Origin of the sequence: Pseudomonas sp. LS-2, assembly GCF_003605735.1 — a bacterium.
GTDB lineage: Bacteria > Pseudomonadota > Gammaproteobacteria > Pseudomonadales > Pseudomonadaceae > Aquipseudomonas.
In genome coordinates, this window is sequence record NZ_QXTJ01000003.1 from 309,925 (window position 1) to 327,905 (window position 17,981).

16 protein-coding genes and 3 pseudogenes are annotated in these 17,981 nt (G+C 58.9%); 5 read left to right on the plus strand and 14 right to left on the minus strand.

The window, feature by feature from the left end:
- Nucleotides 1-23 precede the first annotated feature (23 nt).
- Nucleotides 24-905 (minus strand): ABC transporter ATP-binding protein, encoded by an 882-nt coding sequence (locus tag D3M70_RS03385; RefSeq protein WP_120124334.1) that lies wholly within the window; start codon nucleotides 903-905, stop codon nucleotides 24-26.
- A gap of 39 nt (nucleotides 906-944) precedes the next feature.
- Complete coding sequence (locus D3M70_RS03390) at nucleotides 945-1,841, minus strand: TauD/TfdA family dioxygenase (RefSeq protein WP_120124335.1); 897 nt, start codon at nucleotides 1,839-1,841, stop codon at nucleotides 945-947.
- A 266-nt stretch (nucleotides 1,842-2,107) separates the two neighbouring features.
- Here D3M70_RS03390 and D3M70_RS31870 point away from each other — a divergent pair, with 266 nt between their 5' ends.
- A complete protein-coding gene (locus D3M70_RS31870) occupies nucleotides 2,108-2,260 on the plus strand; it encodes a hypothetical protein (protein WP_165869727.1) in 153 nt (50 codons plus the stop codon).
- Nucleotides 2,261-2,390: 130 nt separating this feature from the next.
- On the opposite strand, the gene D3M70_RS03395 is transcribed toward D3M70_RS31870, so the two are convergent.
- The 4 genes and pseudogenes from D3M70_RS03395 to D3M70_RS03410 all read right to left on the minus strand — a co-directional run bounded on the left by D3M70_RS03395 (nucleotide 2,391) and on the right by D3M70_RS03410 (nucleotide 6,447).
- A complete protein-coding gene (locus D3M70_RS03395) occupies nucleotides 2,391-3,176 on the minus strand; it encodes a MetQ/NlpA family ABC transporter substrate-binding protein (protein ID WP_081565183.1) in 786 nt (261 codons plus the stop codon).
- 303 nt (nucleotides 3,177-3,479) lie between these two features.
- Nucleotides 3,480-4,307, minus strand: a pseudogene (locus D3M70_RS03400) (sigma 54-interacting transcriptional regulator); the annotation flags it as partial.
- A 132-nt stretch (nucleotides 4,308-4,439) separates the two neighbouring features.
- Nucleotides 4,440-5,021 carry an alpha/beta hydrolase gene (locus tag D3M70_RS03405; protein WP_120124445.1) on the minus strand — a complete coding sequence of 194 codons (582 nt, stop codon included), beginning with the start codon at nucleotides 5,019-5,021 and terminating at the stop codon, nucleotides 4,440-4,442.
- Between the two features lie 349 nt (nucleotides 5,022-5,370).
- Complete coding sequence (locus tag D3M70_RS03410; RefSeq protein WP_120124337.1) at nucleotides 5,371-6,447, minus strand: fatty acid desaturase; 1,077 nt, start codon at nucleotides 6,445-6,447, stop codon at nucleotides 5,371-5,373.
- A 124-nt stretch (nucleotides 6,448-6,571) separates the two neighbouring features.
- Here D3M70_RS03410 and D3M70_RS03415 point away from each other — a divergent pair, with 124 nt between their 5' ends.
- Nucleotides 6,572-7,579 carry an AraC family transcriptional regulator gene (locus D3M70_RS03415; protein WP_120124339.1) on the plus strand — a complete coding sequence of 336 codons (1,008 nt, stop codon included), beginning with the start codon at nucleotides 6,572-6,574 and terminating at the stop codon, nucleotides 7,577-7,579.
- 10 nt (nucleotides 7,580-7,589) lie between these two features.
- On the opposite strand, the gene D3M70_RS03420 is transcribed toward D3M70_RS03415, so the two are convergent.
- Nucleotides 7,590-8,300 carry a Crp/Fnr family transcriptional regulator gene (locus D3M70_RS03420; protein ID WP_120124340.1) on the minus strand — a complete coding sequence of 237 codons (711 nt, stop codon included), beginning with the start codon at nucleotides 8,298-8,300 and terminating at the stop codon, nucleotides 7,590-7,592.
- A gap of 106 nt (nucleotides 8,301-8,406) precedes the next feature.
- Here D3M70_RS03420 and D3M70_RS03425 point away from each other — a divergent pair, with 106 nt between their 5' ends.
- Nucleotides 8,407-8,943 (plus strand): DUF962 domain-containing protein, encoded by a 537-nt coding sequence (locus tag D3M70_RS03425; RefSeq protein WP_120124342.1) that lies wholly within the window; start codon nucleotides 8,407-8,409, stop codon nucleotides 8,941-8,943.
- Between the two features lie 213 nt (nucleotides 8,944-9,156).
- Here the strand turns inward: D3M70_RS03425 and D3M70_RS03430 are convergent, their stop codons facing one another.
- The 7 genes and pseudogenes from D3M70_RS03430 to dibA all read right to left on the minus strand — a co-directional run bounded on the left by D3M70_RS03430 (nucleotide 9,157) and on the right by dibA (nucleotide 15,409).
- Complete coding sequence (locus D3M70_RS03430; RefSeq protein WP_120124343.1) at nucleotides 9,157-10,146, minus strand: sulfate/molybdate ABC transporter ATP-binding protein; 990 nt, start codon at nucleotides 10,144-10,146, stop codon at nucleotides 9,157-9,159.
- 3 nt (nucleotides 10,147-10,149) lie between these two features.
- Nucleotides 10,150-11,022: a sulfate ABC transporter permease subunit CysW gene (gene cysW, locus D3M70_RS03435; protein WP_120124345.1), complete on the minus strand. Its 873-nt coding sequence runs from the start codon at nucleotides 11,020-11,022 to the stop codon at nucleotides 10,150-10,152.
- 10 nt (nucleotides 11,023-11,032) lie between these two features.
- Nucleotides 11,033-11,854, minus strand: coding sequence for a sulfate ABC transporter permease subunit CysT (gene cysT / locus D3M70_RS03440; RefSeq protein ID WP_120124347.1), 822 nt, complete (start codon nucleotides 11,852-11,854; stop codon nucleotides 11,033-11,035).
- A 166-nt stretch (nucleotides 11,855-12,020) separates the two neighbouring features.
- Nucleotides 12,021-12,355 (minus strand): annotated as a pseudogene (locus D3M70_RS32570) (sulfate ABC transporter substrate-binding protein); the annotation flags it as partial.
- Nucleotide 12,356: 1 nt separating this feature from the next.
- Nucleotides 12,357-12,986, minus strand: a pseudogene (locus D3M70_RS03445) (sulfate ABC transporter substrate-binding protein); the annotation flags it as partial.
- A gap of 69 nt (nucleotides 12,987-13,055) precedes the next feature.
- Nucleotides 13,056-13,238: a sulfur starvation response protein OscA gene (gene oscA, locus D3M70_RS03450; protein ID WP_081565193.1), complete on the minus strand. Its 183-nt coding sequence runs from the start codon at nucleotides 13,236-13,238 to the stop codon at nucleotides 13,056-13,058.
- Nucleotides 13,239-13,486: 248 nt separating this feature from the next.
- Nucleotides 13,487-15,409, minus strand: a complete 1,923-nt coding sequence (gene dibA, locus D3M70_RS03455; RefSeq protein ID WP_120124350.1) for a phosphodiesterase DibA — start codon at nucleotides 15,407-15,409, stop codon at nucleotides 13,487-13,489.
- 180 nt (nucleotides 15,410-15,589) lie between these two features.
- Here dibA and desA point away from each other — a divergent pair, with 180 nt between their 5' ends.
- The gene (gene desA, locus D3M70_RS03460; RefSeq protein WP_120124351.1) at nucleotides 15,590-16,774 is read left to right on the plus strand and encodes a delta-9 fatty acid desaturase DesA; all 1,185 of its coding nucleotides are present in this window, start codon (nucleotides 15,590-15,592) and stop codon (nucleotides 16,772-16,774) included.
- A 141-nt stretch (nucleotides 16,775-16,915) separates the two neighbouring features.
- Nucleotides 16,916-17,893 (plus strand): sensor domain-containing diguanylate cyclase, encoded by a 978-nt coding sequence (locus tag D3M70_RS03465; protein ID WP_120124353.1) that lies wholly within the window; start codon nucleotides 16,916-16,918, stop codon nucleotides 17,891-17,893.
- Nucleotides 17,894-17,981 lie beyond the last annotated feature (88 nt).

Consider the following 17,981-nt stretch of genomic DNA (forward strand, 5'->3'; position numbering starts at 1 on the left):
GCTCCTACACGGGGAAGCACGTGTTAATAGGCGATACGAATATCCTGAAACCGCAAATCCTGATCGACCGCAGGCACGTCACCCTCGTCGAACAACAGGTTGTGGATGCGTTGCGCCGAGCGCTGGAACTCCACGCCGCCCAGGCTTTTCAGGTCGTATTGGTGGCTGTTGATCTCGGCGCGAACACGCCCCGGATGCGGCGACAGCAGCAGAATCCGGTTACCGACCACCAGCGCTTCCTCGATGGAATGCGTGACGAACAACAGTGTGAACCGCACCTCTTCCCACAGCTCCAGCAGCTCTTCCTGCATCTTGCGACGGGTCAATGCATCGAGCGCCGCGAAGGGTTCGTCCATCAGCAGGATTTTTGGCTGCATCGCCAGCGCGCGGGCAATTGCCACGCGAGCTTTCATGCCTCCCGACAGGGTGTGCGGATAGGCATTGGCAAAAGCACTCAGCCCAACCTTTTCCAAATAATGCCGCGCACGCTCCTCGGCTTCACGACGCTTGAGCGTGCGCGAGGCCAACAGCGGAAACATGACGTTCTCGATTACTGTCTTCCACGGCGGAAGCTGGTCGAACTCCTGAAATACGACGATGCGATCCGGGCCCGGCTCCTTGACCGGCTGGCCGGCGAGACGAATCTGCCCTTCGCTGGGCGCAATAAAACCCGCAACCGCTTTGAGCAACGTGGATTTGCCGCAACCCGAAGGACCGAGCAGCACGAACCGGTCGGCGGGATCGACCTCGAAACTGACTTGATGAGTGGCACGCACGACGCGTTCCGGCGTGCGGTATTCAAGGCTTACGCCCTGGACTTGCAACAGCGCTTCAGCGGTAGGCTGATTGGCCTGTTGCCCGGTCAAGCGATCGCTAGCCGTGTGGCTTTGCAGAACAGCGTTCATGGAACGGGGCTCCTCGTATCGGGAAGGGTCAAGCGCGAATCAGAACGGCGCATCGCCCTGAATGGTGGTGCGATGCAGACGACGACGCAGATGATCCGGAGTGCCGCCCGCCAGGTGAATCAGTGAACGGTTGTCCCAGAACACCATGTCGTTTTCCTGCCACTTGTGACGCAGGACATTCTCCGGTCGCACGCTATGGGCGTAGAGCTCGTCGAGAATCGCGCGGCTTTCGTCTTCAGGCAGCCCGACGATGTGAGTGGTGAATCCTTCGCTGACGAACAGCGCCTTGCGGCCGTTCTCCGGGTGGGTGCGCACGATGGGGTGACTGACCACCGTAACCTGCGCCAACTGCTCGGCGCTGAGGGTCGGACGCCAGTTCTGGGCGTTGTGGCCGTCGCGATAACGCGAGGTGTAGCTGTGAACGGCGTTGCGGCCTTCGACAGCCTTGCGCAGATGCTCAGGCAGCGTGTCCCAGGCTTGGTGCATGTCTGCGAACAGCGTGTCGCCGCCTTCGCTCGGCAACTCCTGGGCGTAGAGCATCGAGCCAAGGCTTGGCAGTTCTTTGTAAGACAGATCCGAGTGCCAGTATTTGCCTGCGTCACCCAGTCCGACTGGCTGGCCGTTCTCGACGATGTTGGAGACGATCAGGATTTCCGGATGATTGGCGAGCAGAAATTGCTTGAGTACGTGAATCTGCAGCACGCCGAACCGGCGGCTGAAGTCGATCTGTTGTTGCGGGGTGATCTGTTGGTCGCGGAACACCACGACGTGGTAGTCCAGATGCGCGCGGTGTACACGAGCAAAGTCTGCGTCGTTGAGCGGGCGGGACAGATCCAGGCCGACGATTTCCGCGCCCACCTTTTCGGCGAATGGACGCACATCGAACTGCTGATCCGGCGCTTGCGCGGACAAGGAAGCTTGGGAGGCTGCTGGCATGAGAACTCCGACTCCAAAAAGGCATAGGGCTTAGGTGTCGGAAACTTTATAGGTATAAGAACAGAAATTTAAATATCGTTAGGGAATATGAATAGCGCTGAAAGAACTAGCGCCACTGCAACGCCAGTGTCCGTAACCGGATGGATACCAAAGTTCTATCACCGGGTGCGAACTCAGAGGACAAGATAAGTGTCTATCGCGCACCTCGCAGCGGGGTACTGCTGCAATTGAGCCGATATCAGGGATAAGAACAGAGGAGACCGACCATGCCGGTACGCGGAAACGACAACGACCATCCCCATGATAAAGCGCCCGACGACAACGTGAAGCTGCTGATCGCCTTACGCCGTGCGTTGGGCACACACGCAAAAACGCCGACGCATGTACGAGCCGTCGGCGTGAAAAACTTGCAGCATTGATTACACGCAATCTTGCAGGAGCGCGCTTGCCCGCGCTTTCGCTGGATCATCAAACATTCGTTGACGACACATCCCATCGCGGGCAAGCGGGCTCCTACGGTGAAGGCGCCATGCCGACGCATTCAAGTCATCAAAACGCTGGCAATACCGCGCCGTCGTACTTCTTGTTGATGAAGTCTTTCACCTGCTGGCTGGTCAGCGCCTTGGACAGCTTCTCGATAGCGTCGGTATGGGCGTTGTCGGTACGGGTGACCAGGTAGTTCACGTAAGGCGAATCTGCGCCTTCCAGAATCAGCGCGTCCTTTTTCGGGCTCAGCTTGGCTTCAAGCGCGTAGTTGGTGTTGATCATGTCCAGGTCGACCTGATCCAGAACACGCGGCAGAACAGCGGATTCCAGCTCGCGGAACTTGAATTTCTTCGGGTTGGTGGCGATGTCTTTCGGAGTCGCCAGCGCGTCGGTCGGGTTTTTCAAGGTGATCAGACCGGCTTTCTGTAGCAGCAGCAGAGCACGACCGGCATTGCTGCCTTCGTTCGGAATGGCGATGGTTGCGCCTTCCGGCAGTTCAGCCAAAGACTTGTACTTCTTCGAGTAGCCACCGAACGGTTCGACGTGTACGCCAACGCCGGTCACCAGGGTTGCACCCTTGCCTTTGTTGAAGCCGTCCAGGTAGGGCTTGGTCTGGAAGTAGTTGGCGTCCAGGCGTTTTTCGTTCAGCTGAACGTTCGGCTGCACGTAGTCGGTGAAGACCTTGATTTCCAGATCCACGCCTTCTTTGGCCAGCTCGGGCTTGATCAGCTCGAGAATTTCGGCGTGCGGGACCGGGGTTGCGCCGACCACGAGTTTCTCGCCAGCTTGCGCCGCGCCGACAAAGGATAGGGCAGCCGCCAGTGCGGTGAACAACAACGTCTTCTTCATGCGATGTTCCTTAGAAAAAATCCGGTCGCCTTGTGGGCAACTCTGTCTCGATAGTGCCGCGGGTACGACCCTTGGCAGGGTGGCGGCTGGAGCGGACATTACCGAGATTTTTTATGCCGAGACAATACTTTTTAATCGCGGGCTTATGCTTTTTCGATCTCAAGAAGCAAATTGCTAGTACCGGGTTCGCACAGAGGTGGCTAAACCGCGGATTTCGACGCGTAGGAGCGCGCTTGCCCGCGATTGCGATTTATCAGCCCCCGGTGTGATCCTACAGGCTCCCCCGTAAAATCAACGCCTGCCTGGCAAACTGAGATGCTCCGGGAGAATCTCCTCACCGCTGCTGACCAGCAACGCAAAGTGAATGACGTTTTCCAGCTCCCGCGTGTTCCCCGGCCAGTAATGCTCCTCAAGCACCCGCTGCGCATCTTCGCTGATCAGCGGCATCGGGAAATCCAGACGCTGGCTGTAAATCCCCAAGAAGTACTCGGCCAGCGGCAGAATGTTGCCGGGCTGCTCACGCAGCGCCGGTAGATCCAGACGCCCTTCACTTAAATACCGATACAGCCGCTCGTGAAACTTGCCGGCCGCGACTGCCCGACTGAGGTCAATGCTGGTCGCCGCGACCAGGCGAACATCAACAGGACTGGGCTGCTGTGCGCCAACGCGCGTCACCTCATGGTTCTCCAGCGCCGACAGCAGCTTGATTTGTATGGCTTGCGGCAAATCGCCAATTTCATCAAGGTACAACGTGCCCCCCGTCGCCGAACCGAACCAGCCCGCACGACTGCTGGCCGAACCGCTGTGCGCGCCCGCCGCATAACCGAACAACTCGGCATCGGCATAGGTCGGACTGATCGCGCCGCAGTTCACCGAAACGAAAAGACCTGAACGGTCGCTGCCGCGATGAATATGGCGCGCCAGCAACTCCTTGCCGGTCCCTGACTCGCCGCGAATCAAAACAGGCAGATCAAGTGGCGCGAGTTGCTCCATTTCTTCGCGCAGACGTCGCGAGCGCGGGTCGAAGAAGACCAGCGCCTTGGCACGAATGCTCAGCGGACTCTTTTCAGCATCGGGGAAGGTCAGCAGGGGTTGAGTGGCGGGTTGATTGTGAATGATGGAATGGCTCATGGCAGTCTCCCGCCCAAGCCGTCCATGGACCCGAGCGTTAAAAAAAAGACCGCAGCGCCTGTGCGTTCGCTGCGGCCAAAATGATGGGTGTCGACGGGTTATCAAACCCGTCGAACGTCGTGCGGCACGGAGTCATGCGCGACGTCGGGTAAGTTGTTCGATGCGGCCTTGCAGGCGGTACAGGTAGGCAAATCCCTGTTCCCAGCGGTGATGGCCGGATTTAACGTTGATATGGCCGGCACCGCTGAGAATGCCGATTTCAGCACCCCAGTCACGAGCCATCTCCATCGCGCGCAGGGCGCTGACGGCTGAATCGTTGTCGGAACTGACCACTTGAGTCGGGAACGGCAACAGGTGTTCGGGAATCGGCGCGAAATTGCGAATCGCAGGCGGGCAGTTAGGACGCTCGACATCGGCAGGCGCTACCAGCAAGGCACCACGCACCTGACGCAGCGTCTCCAACGGTGCCAACTGAGCCCAATGGGCAACGGTCACGCAACCCAGGCTGTGGGCGATGAGGATCACCGGAGAACTGTCGGCAGCGATAGCGCGCTGCAATTCGCCTACCCAGTCTTCACGGCGAGGTTTGAGCCAGTCGGCCTGTTCTACGCGCACGCTGTTGGGCAGGCTGTTCTGCCAGTGAGTTTGCCAATGGTCATCAGCAGATCCCTGCCAGCCTGGCACGATCAGGTAACGGATCGATTCGTTATGCATGGCCTTCGCCTCCTGCATTTTTCTGCGTTCATGGCGGCGAGTATAGGGACGCGACATATATTCGAAAAAGAATAAGAAGATATTTATTAATAGCTTAAAAATATATGCCGTAATCACGGGCAAACGCGTGACAAAAAAAGAGGGCCACCCCCTGCCTTAAGGAGTGGCCCTGAGAATCACGCTGTCTGCCCCCAAGCTCGCCGGGGATGAGTAAAGAATACGGGGGAGTTGTTACAGAATTTTTTAACGCGAAAAATAGGGATGTAAGGTAACGATCTGTAGCAGTCCGGCTTGCCGGCGGTGACGCTTCTGAGATCGCCACCGCCGGCAAGCCGGACTGCTACGAGGGTCAGCCGTGCGCAGGATCGGGAACAACAACCGATTCGCCATCGACTCGCGGCTTAAACCGATTAGCTCGCGCAAACGTTCCGAAATCATTGAAGCGCACACCCATCTCGGCCATGACCCGATGGGCGGCGGGCGCGGTCATCTGGCGGATGTAGAACGGCTCCTTCACCACGAAATGATGGATACCGTGGGTGCTGCCAAAGTTGAAGCAGAATGCCTGCATCGGCCACAGCCACCATGGGTTCAGCACCTGCGTCTGCTGCATCACATTGCCGGACTCGACGTCACCGTAGTAATGCATGTTGGAGCTGACGAAATGCAGACAGAAGGTCCGCAGCACGTTCGGCCCCACGATCACCACCACCGCGATGTCGATGAGGTGCATGACCGCCAGCGTGTTCGCCGACCAGTCGATAGAGGCTCCCATCAGGCTTGCGATGCCATTAGCTGCGTGAAAACCGAGATACACATACCAGGCGCCCCAGTTGAGCAGGGCCAACGGCGCATAGACACGCAACGTTCGCTTGAGGATGCTGAATTTGTGCGCCCAGGTTTTCGCCCGCAGCATGCGGATAACCGACGACATGACGTTATCGCCCACCATCAACAAACGGGCGATGCCCCAAGGCTCGCCGTTGGTGATGGCACGCTCTTCCATGTCCGCTTCGGTGCCGGAAACCTTGTGATGGTTCAGATGCAGATGTCGGCGGATCCACGGGTTGATGGTGCTCGGGCGGGCCATCCACACCAGCGCCAGCATCACGTTATGCGGCACCCTTTGCTTGCGGAAATACATGCTGTGGATCAGATCGTGCTCCAGCTCATGGGTCAGCGAGGCGAAGAAGGCATTGAGCAAAAGGCATACCCACCAGCTCATGAAGCCCACGAGATAGAGCACCGCGCTGCCGATCATGCCAGTCAGCGCGAAAGCCAGAATCCCGACACCGATAGCATCCTGATGCGCGAGGACCGGATAACGTTCGCGCAGGGCTGCACCATGTGCCATCACCACCGCGCGAATATGCGCTGATCGCTGCTGTGCATTCAGTCCGGCTGCGCTTGCAGAAGTGTCGTGCATGCTTCCATTCTCCGGTTTTATTATTGAAATATGTTTCAGGGAAATCCCATCCTCACTGTGCCGTGTGTTATCGGAAGTCGCCCTGCCGTGAACGCCAACCTGTTGACCGGAAGCGCCAATCTGTATGCCTGAGCCGAGCATTCTCGCCAGCTGGACCCGCGCCCTGCGCAAGCAACTCGATGCCCTTGGCCTCGACAGTCTCGCGCTGAGCCGGGCTGCGGGCCTCGACCCGCAACTGATGGACGATCCCAACGCGCGCTATCCGGTCACGGTGACCACGCGCCTTTGGCAACTGGCGGTCGAGGCCAGTGGCGATCCGGCATTGGGCTTGCGAGTGTCGCGCTTCGTGAGCCCGACCACCTTTCATGCGCTGGGATACGCACTGGTTGCCAGCGGGTCGTTGCGTGAGGTGTTCGAACGTATCGTGCGCTATCACCCGGTGGTCAGCGATGCGCTGGACTTGAGCTTTACGCGGGTCGGCGACCGCTACGAGTTTCGCTTTCGTGTCCCCGACGGCGGTCCGATGCCGGCCAATGAGGCCATGGATGCTTTCGCCGCAATCTACGTGCGGACCTGTCGCAACCGGTTGGGGCGGCATTACGCGCCTCTGGCCGTGCATCTCGTGCGACCGCAGCCAGAAGATCCGAAGCCCTGGCATGATGTGTTTCGCGCGCCGCTGTTTTTCGGTGCCTCGGAAAACCTTCTGGCGTTCGACTGCGCTGACTTCGACAGCCATCTGGACGACGCCAATCCGGAGCTGGCCGAACACAACGAAACCGTCCTCAACCGCGCGCTGGAAAAGCTCAGCCCGCTGACCTGGGAGCGCAAGGTACGCGGCGCCATCGAAATACAGCTTCCCGAGGGCGAACCCTCTGCGGAGCGCATCGCCCAGCATTTGCACTTGAGTCTTCGCAGCCTGCAACGGCATCTGGCCGATGAAGGTTGCAGCTATGACCTTTTGCTCAATCAAAGCCGGCAGAATCTTGCGCTGCAACACATGCGCGAGCCTGGAACCTCGCTCAGTGAAATCGCTTATTTGCTCGGATTCGCCGACACCAGCAGTTTCAGCCGCGCCTTCAAACGCTGGACCGGCATGACCCCCAGCCAGTATCGCGACGCCATGCCCCGCTGACGCCGCACAATCACAGTGTCGACTCCGTAAGGCGGTGCCATGCAGCCTTGCGCAGCCGTTCGACATCGAACACCGAAATGAAGCCGTCACCGCGCTCAATGATTCCACGCCTTGCGAACTCCCCGAGGACGCGCTCGACGACGTCCGCCGTCAGCCCCAATCCCCGCGCGGACATGACGTCGGACTCCGGAAAGATCCGTGACGAGCGATCCACAGGTCCGTAGCCTTCTGCGAGCAGCAGCAGCCGAAACGCGACGCGCTCGTTGGTGGGCAGCAATGTCACTTCTTCGACGGGCGGAACCGCGACCCCCAGTTTTTTCTCGAGCAGCTTGCGAAACGGGCGCCAATGGCGGGGGTGGTCCTGAAGCTGCTCGGCCAGGAGGCGCTGAGGCATCTGCAGCAGGATGACGTGATCTTCGGCGTACACGTCGTGGCGACGAGGCCGGTCGTCGAACAACGAAACCTCGCCGAACCAGTAAGGTCGTTGTAGAGGGGCAGGCGGCAGCCACTCTTGCTGATCCCTGACGTCATTGAAGCGAATCGAACCGCTGAGCAGCGCGTAGAAACCGCAGGCAGGTTCGCCCTGCCCAAAGATCAGTCTGCCGGGAGTCACCCGTCGCTGCCGCATGCCTTCCAACAGACTATTCTGCAGTGAGGCGGGCAATTCGTTGAACCAGTAGTCATGGATCAACCACGAGTACCATTGCGCTCCATTCGTCATGTGAATCTCCTTTTTGTTGTAGGCGTTGTATTGCAGGCTGAGCCTTCTGGTGGGCCAGGCCGATAAAAAACAGCGGCATGATCCCCGCTCCAACGGAGGAATAACAATGAAAAACCTCGTCGATCATCTCAGCCAATACGCGGCCTATCATCGCGACACCCGCAATATCGCCACTCACTTTGTCGGTGTCCCGCTGATCGTGCTGGCCGTGGCCGTGCTGTTGTCACGGCCGGGCTGGAGCAGTTGGTCGCTGGGCGAACTCTGGCTGTCGCCAGCCCTGCTGGCCACCGCAGCGGCCACACTGTTCTACTTTCGACTGGATCGCCCTTTCGGCATCGCCATGGGCATCGTGCTGGCGCTCTTTCTGTGGATCGGTGCCCATCTGGCGCAACAGAGCACGCTGGTCTGGCTCGGCTCAGGGATCGGGCTGTTCGTCATGGGCTGGGTGATCCAGTTCGTCGGTCATTATTACGAAGGCCGCAAACCGGCGTTCGTCGACGACGTCACAGGACTGATCATCGGCCCATTGTTTGTGGTGGCCGAGGCCGCTTTTCTGATGGGAATGCGCAGGAAGTTGCAGAACAACATCGAAGGCAAGGTGGGGCGTACGCACAAGCGGGATTTGAAGAGGGCGGCGGTTTAAGGCAAACGCTCGCTTCTGCCGAAGGCGTAGGAGCTCTGCTTGCAAGCGAACTGGCGCAAAGCGGCAGTAAAATCAAGCGCCTCGGTTTTGTCAGACACACCGGAATTACAGGGTTTGCTGCCAGTACCTGGCAGATCGCGAGCAAGCTTGCTCCTACGCCCTCCGGGCAGAATAAAAAACGACCGCAGCCAGTCTGCGGTCGCCTTTGCAGCTTCAGATATTTGCGACTTTCTGCCAGACCTTGGGTTTGAAGAACAACGTCTCGCCCCGTGCCAGGCCGATCAGGCTGTCGTGATCCTTCACCACTTCAGCCTCGATCAGCTCAGACTGACCCTCGACCTTCAGCGTTACGCGTGTCGTTGCCCCCAACGGGCGGATATCGCGGACTTGCGCAGCGTGATGCCCCTCGACTTCATGACGCGACAGCGACACCTCATGAGGACGGAACAGCACATGGTTGTCCTCGCCCAGGTGCAGTCGGTTCGAGTCGCCGAGGAAGTGATAGACAAAATCGCTGGCCGGATTCTCGTACACCTCGCCCGGCGAGCCGATCTGCTCGATCACGCCCTTGTTCATCACCACGATGCGGTCGGCGACTTCCATGGCCTCTTCCTGGTCGTGAGTCACGAATACCGAGGTCAGGTTGATGTCCTCGTGAAGGCGCGCCAGCCAGCGACGCAGTTCTTTACGCACCTTGGCATCCAGCGCACCGAACGGTTCATCGAGCAGCAGTACCTTGGGCTCTACCGCAAGGGCGCGGGCCAGGGCGATACGCTGGCGCTGGCCTCCGGACAATTGCTCTGGATACCGGTCATTGAGCCAGTCCAGTTGCACCATGTTGAGCAACTCATGAACCTTCGCCGCAATCTGGCTTTCGCTCGGGCGCTGGTTCTTCGGCTTCATGCGCAGCCCGAAGGCGACGTTATCGAACACCGTCATGTGGCGGAACAGCGCGTAATGCTGGAACACGAAACCGACGTTGCGATCACGCACATCGTGTTCGGAGACGTCTTCGCCGTGGAATACGATGCTGCCCTGATCCGGCGTTTCCAGCCCGGCAATGATGCGCAGCAGCGTGGTCTTGCCACAGCCCGACGGGCCAAGCAACGCCACCAGCTCGCCACTCTGGATGTCCAGATTAATGCTGTTGAGGGCCTTGAAGGCGTTGAAGTTCTTGCTGACGTTACGGACTTCGATCGACATGAATTATTCCTCCGCCGCGCTTTGGCGCAGACGGCTAATGCGCGCTTCGCTCCACTGCTTGAGCAGCAGGATGAACAACGCAAGGATCAATAACAGGCTCGCCACGGCAAATGCAGCCACGTGGTTGTACTCGTTGTAGAGAATCTCGACATGCAGCGGCAAGGTGTTGGTCACGCCGCGAATATGGCCGGAAACCACTGACACGGCGCCGAACTCACCCATGGCCCGTGCGGTACACAGCACCACGCCGTAGATCAGGCCCCATTTGATGTTCGGCACGGTCACATGCCAGAACATCTGCCAGCCGTTGGCGCCCAGCAAGCGTGCCGCCTCTTCTTCCTGCGTGCCTTGCTCCTGCATCAGCGGGATCAGCTCGCGGGCCACGAACGGCACCGTCACGAAGATGGTGGCCAGCACGATACCCGGCAGGGCGAAGACGATCTGGATGTCGTGATCCTGCAGCCATGGGCCAAACAAGCCCTGGGCGCCGAACATCAGCACATAGACCAGACCGGCGATGACCGGTGAGACCGAAAACGGCAGGTCGATCAGCGTCACCAGAAAGCTTTTGCCCCGGAACGAATATTTGCTCACGCACCAGGCGGCGCTGACCCCGAACACCAGATTGAGCGGTACTGAAATCAGCACGGCAATCACTGTCAGCTTCAGAGCCGACAGCGCGTCAGGCTCGAAGATCGCCGTGAAGAACGCGCCGAGCCCGGACTTCAGGCCCTGTGAAACCACGATGAACAACGGCAACAGCAGAAACAGGAAAAACACCAGCCAGCCGAGGCCGATCAGGACGCGCCGAGAAACCGCACTGCCGCGACGGGCAGCGTTGGCGGAGGATGCAGCGATGAGCGATGGACCGGACATATCTGCCTCCTCAGTTCGGGGTTTCGATGCGCCGCTGTAGCAAGTTGATCAGCAGCAACAGGATGAAAGACACCACCAGCATCATCACGCCAATGGCGGTGGCGCCGGTGTAGTCGTACTGGTCGAGCTTGACCATGATCAGCAGCGGCAGGATTTCGGTCTTCATCGGCATGTTGCCGGCGATGAAGATCACCGAGCCGTATTCGCCGACGCCACGGGCAAAGGCCAGAGCGAAGCCGGTCAACCAGGCGGGCAGCAGCGCAGGAACCAGAATGTAGCGGAACACCTGAATCGGCCGTGCACCGAGACAGGCTGCGGCTTCTTCGACTTCACGAGGGATGTCCGCCAGCACCGGCTGCACGGTGCGCACCACGAACGGCAACGTGACGAACGTCAGCGCCAGCGTTATCCCCAGAGGTGTGTAGGCGATCTTGAAGCCCAGGTCAGCGGCGAACTGCCCCACCAGACCGGTCGGCGTATACAGCGCAGTGAGTGCAATACCGGCCACAGCGGTTGGCAGGGCGAACGGCAGATCGATCATCGCATCGATGATCTTGCGTCCCGGGAAGGTGTAGCGCACCAGAATCCAGGCCAGCAGGGTGCCGATGATGCCATTGATGATCGCCGCGTAGAACGCGGTGCCGAAGCTCAGTTTCAAGGCCGCCAGCACACGGGGCGCGGTGACAATGGTCCAGAACTGATCCCAGGTCAGCTGCGCGGCGTGAACGAACATCGCCGCCAGGGGAATCAACACAATCAGACTGAGGTACACCAGGGTGTAACCCAGCGTCAGCCCGAAGCCGGGTATGACGGGGGAGATGCGTCGCGACATAAGTGTCCTTGGTTAACACACGTGACCCGGAAACAAATCCGGGTCTTTTATTTGCCTAAGTCCCCTGTAGGAGCGCGCTTGCCCGCGATTGGGTCTGTCCGTGCGATGGATCTCTGTCGTCTGACATATCAATCGCGGGCAAGCGCGCTCCTACAGTCGGTGCAGGTTACTGCGCCTGATAAATCTGGTCGAACACGCCGCCATCATTGAAGAATTTAGGCTGTGCCGACTTCCAGCCGCCGAAATCCTTGTCGATGGTCAAAAGGTTCAGCTTCGGGAATTGCTTCTCGTACTTGGCCGCCACTTCAGCGTTGCGAGGACGATAGAAGTTCTTCGCCGCGATTTCCTGGCCTTCCTTGCTGTACAGGTGCTTCAGGTACTCGGTGGCGATTTCGGTGTTGCCTTTTTTCTCGGCGTTTTTGTCGACGACCGCGACAGGAGGCTCGGCCAGGATCGACAGCGAAGGTACGACGATGTCGAACTTGTCCGCACCGCCGTCTTNATCGCCCTGACCGTTGTTGACGAAGGTGATGGTCGAACCGCGCGCACCGGTGTCCAGCACAGGCACGTGCTTGAACAGCTCTTTCACGTATTCGTTGGCCTTGGCCTCACTGCCACCGGTTTTCAGACCGTAGCCGTAAGCGGCCAGGAAGTTCCAGCGCGCACCGCCGGAGGTTTTCGGATTCGGGGTGATGACGGAGACGTCTTTCTTGATCAGGTCGCCCCAGTCCTTGATGCCTTTGGGATTGCCCTTGCGCACCAGAAACACGATGGTCGAGGTGTAAGGGGTGCTCGCATCCGGCAGGCGGGTTTGCCAGTCTTCCGGCAGGGTCTTGCCCAGTTTGGCGATTTCGTCGATGTCACCGGCCAGCGCCAGGGTGACGACGTCAGCGCGCAGCCCGTCGATCACCGAACGCCCTTGCTTGCCCGAGCCGCCGTGGGATTGCTTGATCTCGACCTTGTCGTCCGGATGGGATTTCTTCCAGAAATTGACGAACTCGGCGTTGTAATCCTGATACAGCTCGCGTGTCGGATCGTATGACACGTTGAGCAGTTCGTAATCCTTGGCGACGGCGGATCCGGCAAACACGGCGCTGGCGAGTGCCGCCAGCGCGTAACGGCGAATGGACATGAATCAAGCTCCTGGAATTTGTGTTGTTGGCTTTTTTTAGTTTTGATTTGGGGTGTGGCGAAAGATCACTCAGCCCTGCTGTTTGCCCGGATTCTGCAAACGGAATTTCTCTTTGCGTTCGATCTGCACCACTTGCGCGTTGTGCACCGTGATTTCAACCGCGCCAAAACGCAGGTCACGCAAAGCGCTCTGAATCTCCCTCAGAATGCTTGCTTCGTCCTGGCCGTCGACGCTACGTAGAGATGCGCTCATGATCGTGCTCCTTGATGGGGGTGCCCGCAGCGGCGTGGGAAAGGCGGCTGCTTGTGGCGTGGGAGCGATATTAGAGAGACGCGGTTATTCTTAAAAATACTATTTAAGAATGCAGATATAACCAAAAAGAATTTGGCATGTTTTGGCGTCGATTGATTTCGATCTGTAGCAGCATGGCTTGCCAGCGGTAGCGATCCTGAGGCCGTCCCCGCTGGCAAGCCATGCTGCTACAGAGGGCGGAGGTGCGGCTAAACCGGCACAAACACTGGCGCGTGCTGCCAGTCGATCTGCTCGGCAGGCATCGGCCGCGCAAACCAGTAGCCCTGCCCCAATTCACATTCATTGTGCAGCAGAAACTTCGCCTGATCGGGCTGCTCGATGCCCTCGGCCAACACTCGCATGCCCATCGCCTGAGCCAGCGCGATGATCGCCCGAACGATGGCGATGTCGTCTTCGTCGTCTGGCAAGCCTGCCACGAACCCCTGATCGATCTTCAGTTTCTGTACCGGCATGCGCTTGAGCCGCAGCAACGACGAGTAGCCCGTTCCGAAATCATCGATGGACAGCTTCAGGCCCAGTTCGCGCAGCCGGTGCATCTGCTCAATGGCGTGCTCGGGATCATCCATGACCGCGCTTTCAGTCACTTCCAGTTCCAGATGCTCGGGCGCCAAGCCCGTCTCGGCAAGGACCTGGGCGACTCGGTGATCAAGATCGCCCCGGCTGAACAGGCGACTGGAGACGTTGACCGCCACGAACGACAGCTGTACGCCGTCCTTCAGCCATTGGCACATTTGTCGGCAAGCCTGGGTCAGCACACGGTTATCGATATCGGCGATCAGCCCGCTCTGCTCGGCAATCGGAATGAACTCCCCCGGCGAAATCAGGCCACGCTGCGGATGCTGCCAGCGCACAAGTGCTTCTACGCCCTCAATGCGACGGGTCCGAAGATTGTGAATCGGCTGATAGAACACCCGCAGCTCGTCCTGCGCGATGGCGCGTCGCAACTCCGCAGTCAGTTCAACCCGGCGCTGGGCGTGAGACGTCAACTCCGTCGTGTAGAGCGCATAGCTTTCACGCCCTTGGTTCTTCGCCTGAAACAACGCCGCATCGGCGTTACGCAGCAACTGCTCCGCACTCAACGCATCGTTGGGGAACAGACTGATGCCGATGCTAGCCGTGAGAAACAGCGATTGGCCGTCAAGCACCAAAGGCTCGCGCACGCCATCGAGCACACCCTGCGCCAGCTCCGCAGCCTGCATGGCCTGTTGTGGGTTTTCCACCAGAACGGCGAACTCATCACCTCCCAGCCGCGCCACGGTCACGCCCTTCTCCAACAGGCCGGTCAACCGCTGACTGATCGCCTTGAGCACCTCATCGCCCACGTTGTGACCCATGCTGTCATTGATGTGCTTGAAGTGGTCCAGATCGATCAGTAACAACGCCAACGTCTGTTTGTTGCGCCGCGCATGGGTTTGCGCCTGCTCGGCACGGTCCGTGAACAACAGCCGATTCGGCAAACCGGTCAGGGCGTCGTGATGGGCCAGATGTGCCAGTTCACGCTCGGAGCGCTTGACCGAGGAAATATCGGAAAAAACCGCGACGAAGTGGGTGATCGCACCTTTGTCGTCCTTGATGCAGCGGATGCTTTGCCACTGCGGGTAGATTTCGCCATTTTTCCGACGGTTCCAGATCTCGCCGCTCCACTGCCCGGCGCTGAGAATGTTTTTGTACATGCGCTCGTAAAAGTCAGGCCCGTGACGTCCGGATTTGAATTTGCTCGGCCGCATGCCCAGCACTTCATCCTGCTGATAACCGGTGATCTCCATGAACGCTCGATTTACATGCACGATCACGCCACCGGCGTCGGTTACCAGTACGCCTTCAAGTGTGCTGTCGAACACAGCCGCGGCCAGGCGCAGATGTTGCATATCCTGATCACGTCGTGCGTTGGCTTTGACGCTCATGAATGCCAGCAGTCGCGAACGAGCCAGATATATCGCAAATGCGCTGATCGCCAGCCATACATAGCCGCTCATCAGTTGAGCATGCGTCAGCTGAATCGGATCATCGATCAGCAGAGGCAGCACGTAGTCGCTGAGCACCAGCCAGAAAATCGACAGCAGCCCATACAACAGCGCGGTTTTCAGCGCATCGCGAGTAATAGCCGACATAGAAATGGAAAAACCTTACGAAAGGACGGGATTATAAAACAAGAAACATCCTGCGACGCTTATCTGAAACAGCGACTGGTTTTATCTGGTGGCTAAGTGATAATGCGCGCTGCTTCACTGAATCTGTACAAAAAGTAACCTCCCTATCTGTTCACGTTACAACCGAGGGCAACTCAGCCTATGTGGAACAACGGTCTGCTCGACCTTTCCGTCTGGCAATTGGTCGCAGTCACCCTGGCGATGACACATATCACCATCGTCAGCGTCACGGTCTATCTCCATCGCTATTCAGCTCACCGCTCGCTGGAATTGAACGCCGGGCTCAAGCACTTTTTCCGTTTCTGGCTGTGGCTGACCACGGCGCAGAACACCCGCGAGTGGACCGCCATCCACCGCAAGCATCACGCCAAATGCGAAACCGTCGATGACCCGCACAGTCCGGTCATCAAGGGCTTGTCGACCGTGCTGCGCAAAGGCGCCGAACTGTATCGCGCCGAAGCCGAGAATTCGGAAACACTGCGCATCTACGGCAAGAACTGCCCGGAAGACTGGATCGAGCGCAACCTGTACTCGCGCTACCCGCGTCTGGGCGTGATGATCATGGGGGTGATCGATCTGGCGCTGTTTGGCGTCATTGGCATCACCGTCTGGGCCATCCAGATGATGTGGATTCCGGTGTGGGCCGCAGGCGTGGTCAACGGGCTGGGCCATGCAGTCGGCTATCGCAACTTCGAATGCCGCGACGCTGCGACCAATCTGGTGCCATGGGGCATCCTGATCGGCGGTGAAGAGCTGCACAACAACCATCACACCTACCCCAACTCGGCCAAGCTGTCGGTTAAACGCTGGGAGTTCGACATGGGCTGGGCGTGGATCAAACTGTTTACCTGGCTGCGTCTGGCCAAGGTGCAGCGGGTGGCGCCCATTGCGCACCGCGTCGAAGGCAAGGGCCATGTGGACATGGACACCGCCATGGCAATCCTCAACAACCGCTTCCAGATCATGGCGCAATACCGCAAATTGGTGATCGCGCCGCTGGTGGCCCAGGAACTGGCCAAAGCCGACGAGTCGGTCCGTCATCAGTTCCGCCGCGCCAAACGCCTGCTTTCGCGGGAAACCAGCCTGCTGGAAGACAAGCATCAGGTGCGCATCCAGAACATGCTGGAACACAGTCAGGCGCTGAAAGTGATTTACGAAAAGCGTCTGGCGCTGCAACAGATCTGGGCCAAGACCAGCAGTAATGGCCATGACATGCTCGCTGCGATCAAAGACTGGGTACATGAAGCCGAAGCCAGTGGCATCCAGTCCCTGCGAGACTTCGCCGACCAGCTGAAAACCTACTCGCTACGCCCTCACCACGGCTGACGCCGTTGATCGGCGCACATTCTGTTGAATGTGCGCCTGTCGGAACTTAGTGCCACTACATCAATCTCATTAGCACCTTCGCACTATGCTGTGTGAGACGTTGTGGCTGTGCGCCGCACCTTATTTTGAGATGCAGTGCTCATGGATAATCAGACCGCCCCTCCCGCGATCCCGGCAGCAGCAGAAACCCTGTTGGCCTTGATGCACGCCCAGGCTGAAGTCGCCCGTTTGAGCGAACGGGAACAACTGTTCAGCTCGCTTCTGGTCAGCGTAAACGCCGTGCTTTGGGCGTTCGACTGGCAAACCCAGCGCATGATCTACGTCAGCCCCGCCTACGAGCGTATCTTCGGGCGTTCGGCGGGTTTGTTGCTGGCCGACTACAACGAGTGGCGCGACAGTATCTATCCGGACGATCTCGATTATGCGGAGCGCAGCCTCAGTGAAGTGCTGGAGAAGGGCTCGATCGAAGACCGCGAGTACCGCATCATCCGCGCCGACGGCCAGGTTCGCTGGTTGAGCGACAAATGCTTCGTCAGCCATCAGGCCGAGCATGGCCAGCGCCTGATCGTGGTGGGCATCGCGGAAGACATCACTGAAAAGAAGCAGCTCGAAGACGAACTGCAACGCCTTGCCACCACCGACGTACTCACACAGAGCAGCAACCGCCGGCATTTCTTCGAATGCGCCCAGCGCGAGTTCGAGCAAGCCCGCTTGCAAGATACTCCCATGGCCTTTCTGTTACTGGATGTCGATGACTTCAAACTGGTCAACGACACCTACGGGCACCAGGAGGGCGACGTGGTCCTGCAACGCATCGCAGAGTGCGGGCGCAAGACGCTACGCCGGGGCGATCTGTTCGGACGCATCGGTGGTGAAGAGTTCGCGGCGGTGTTTCCTGGATGCGCGCCCGACATGGCCAAACAGATCGCCGAGCGGCTGCAAAGGGAGATTCAGCGACTGACCTTCCAGCGCGACGACAAGACCTTCGGCATCACCGCCAGTCAAGGCCTGACCAATCTGGGCAAGGACGATCAGAGCCTCGAGGCCCTCTTCGCCCGCGCTGACGCGGCGATGTACCAAGCCAAGCGCCAGGGCAAGAATCAGATTGTGTTGGTCTGAATCCAGCCGCCGAAGATCTGATCGGCGACAAACGCCCCGTCCTGTAGCCGTCCGGCTTGCCGACGGTAGCGATTTCCCGGCCGCCATC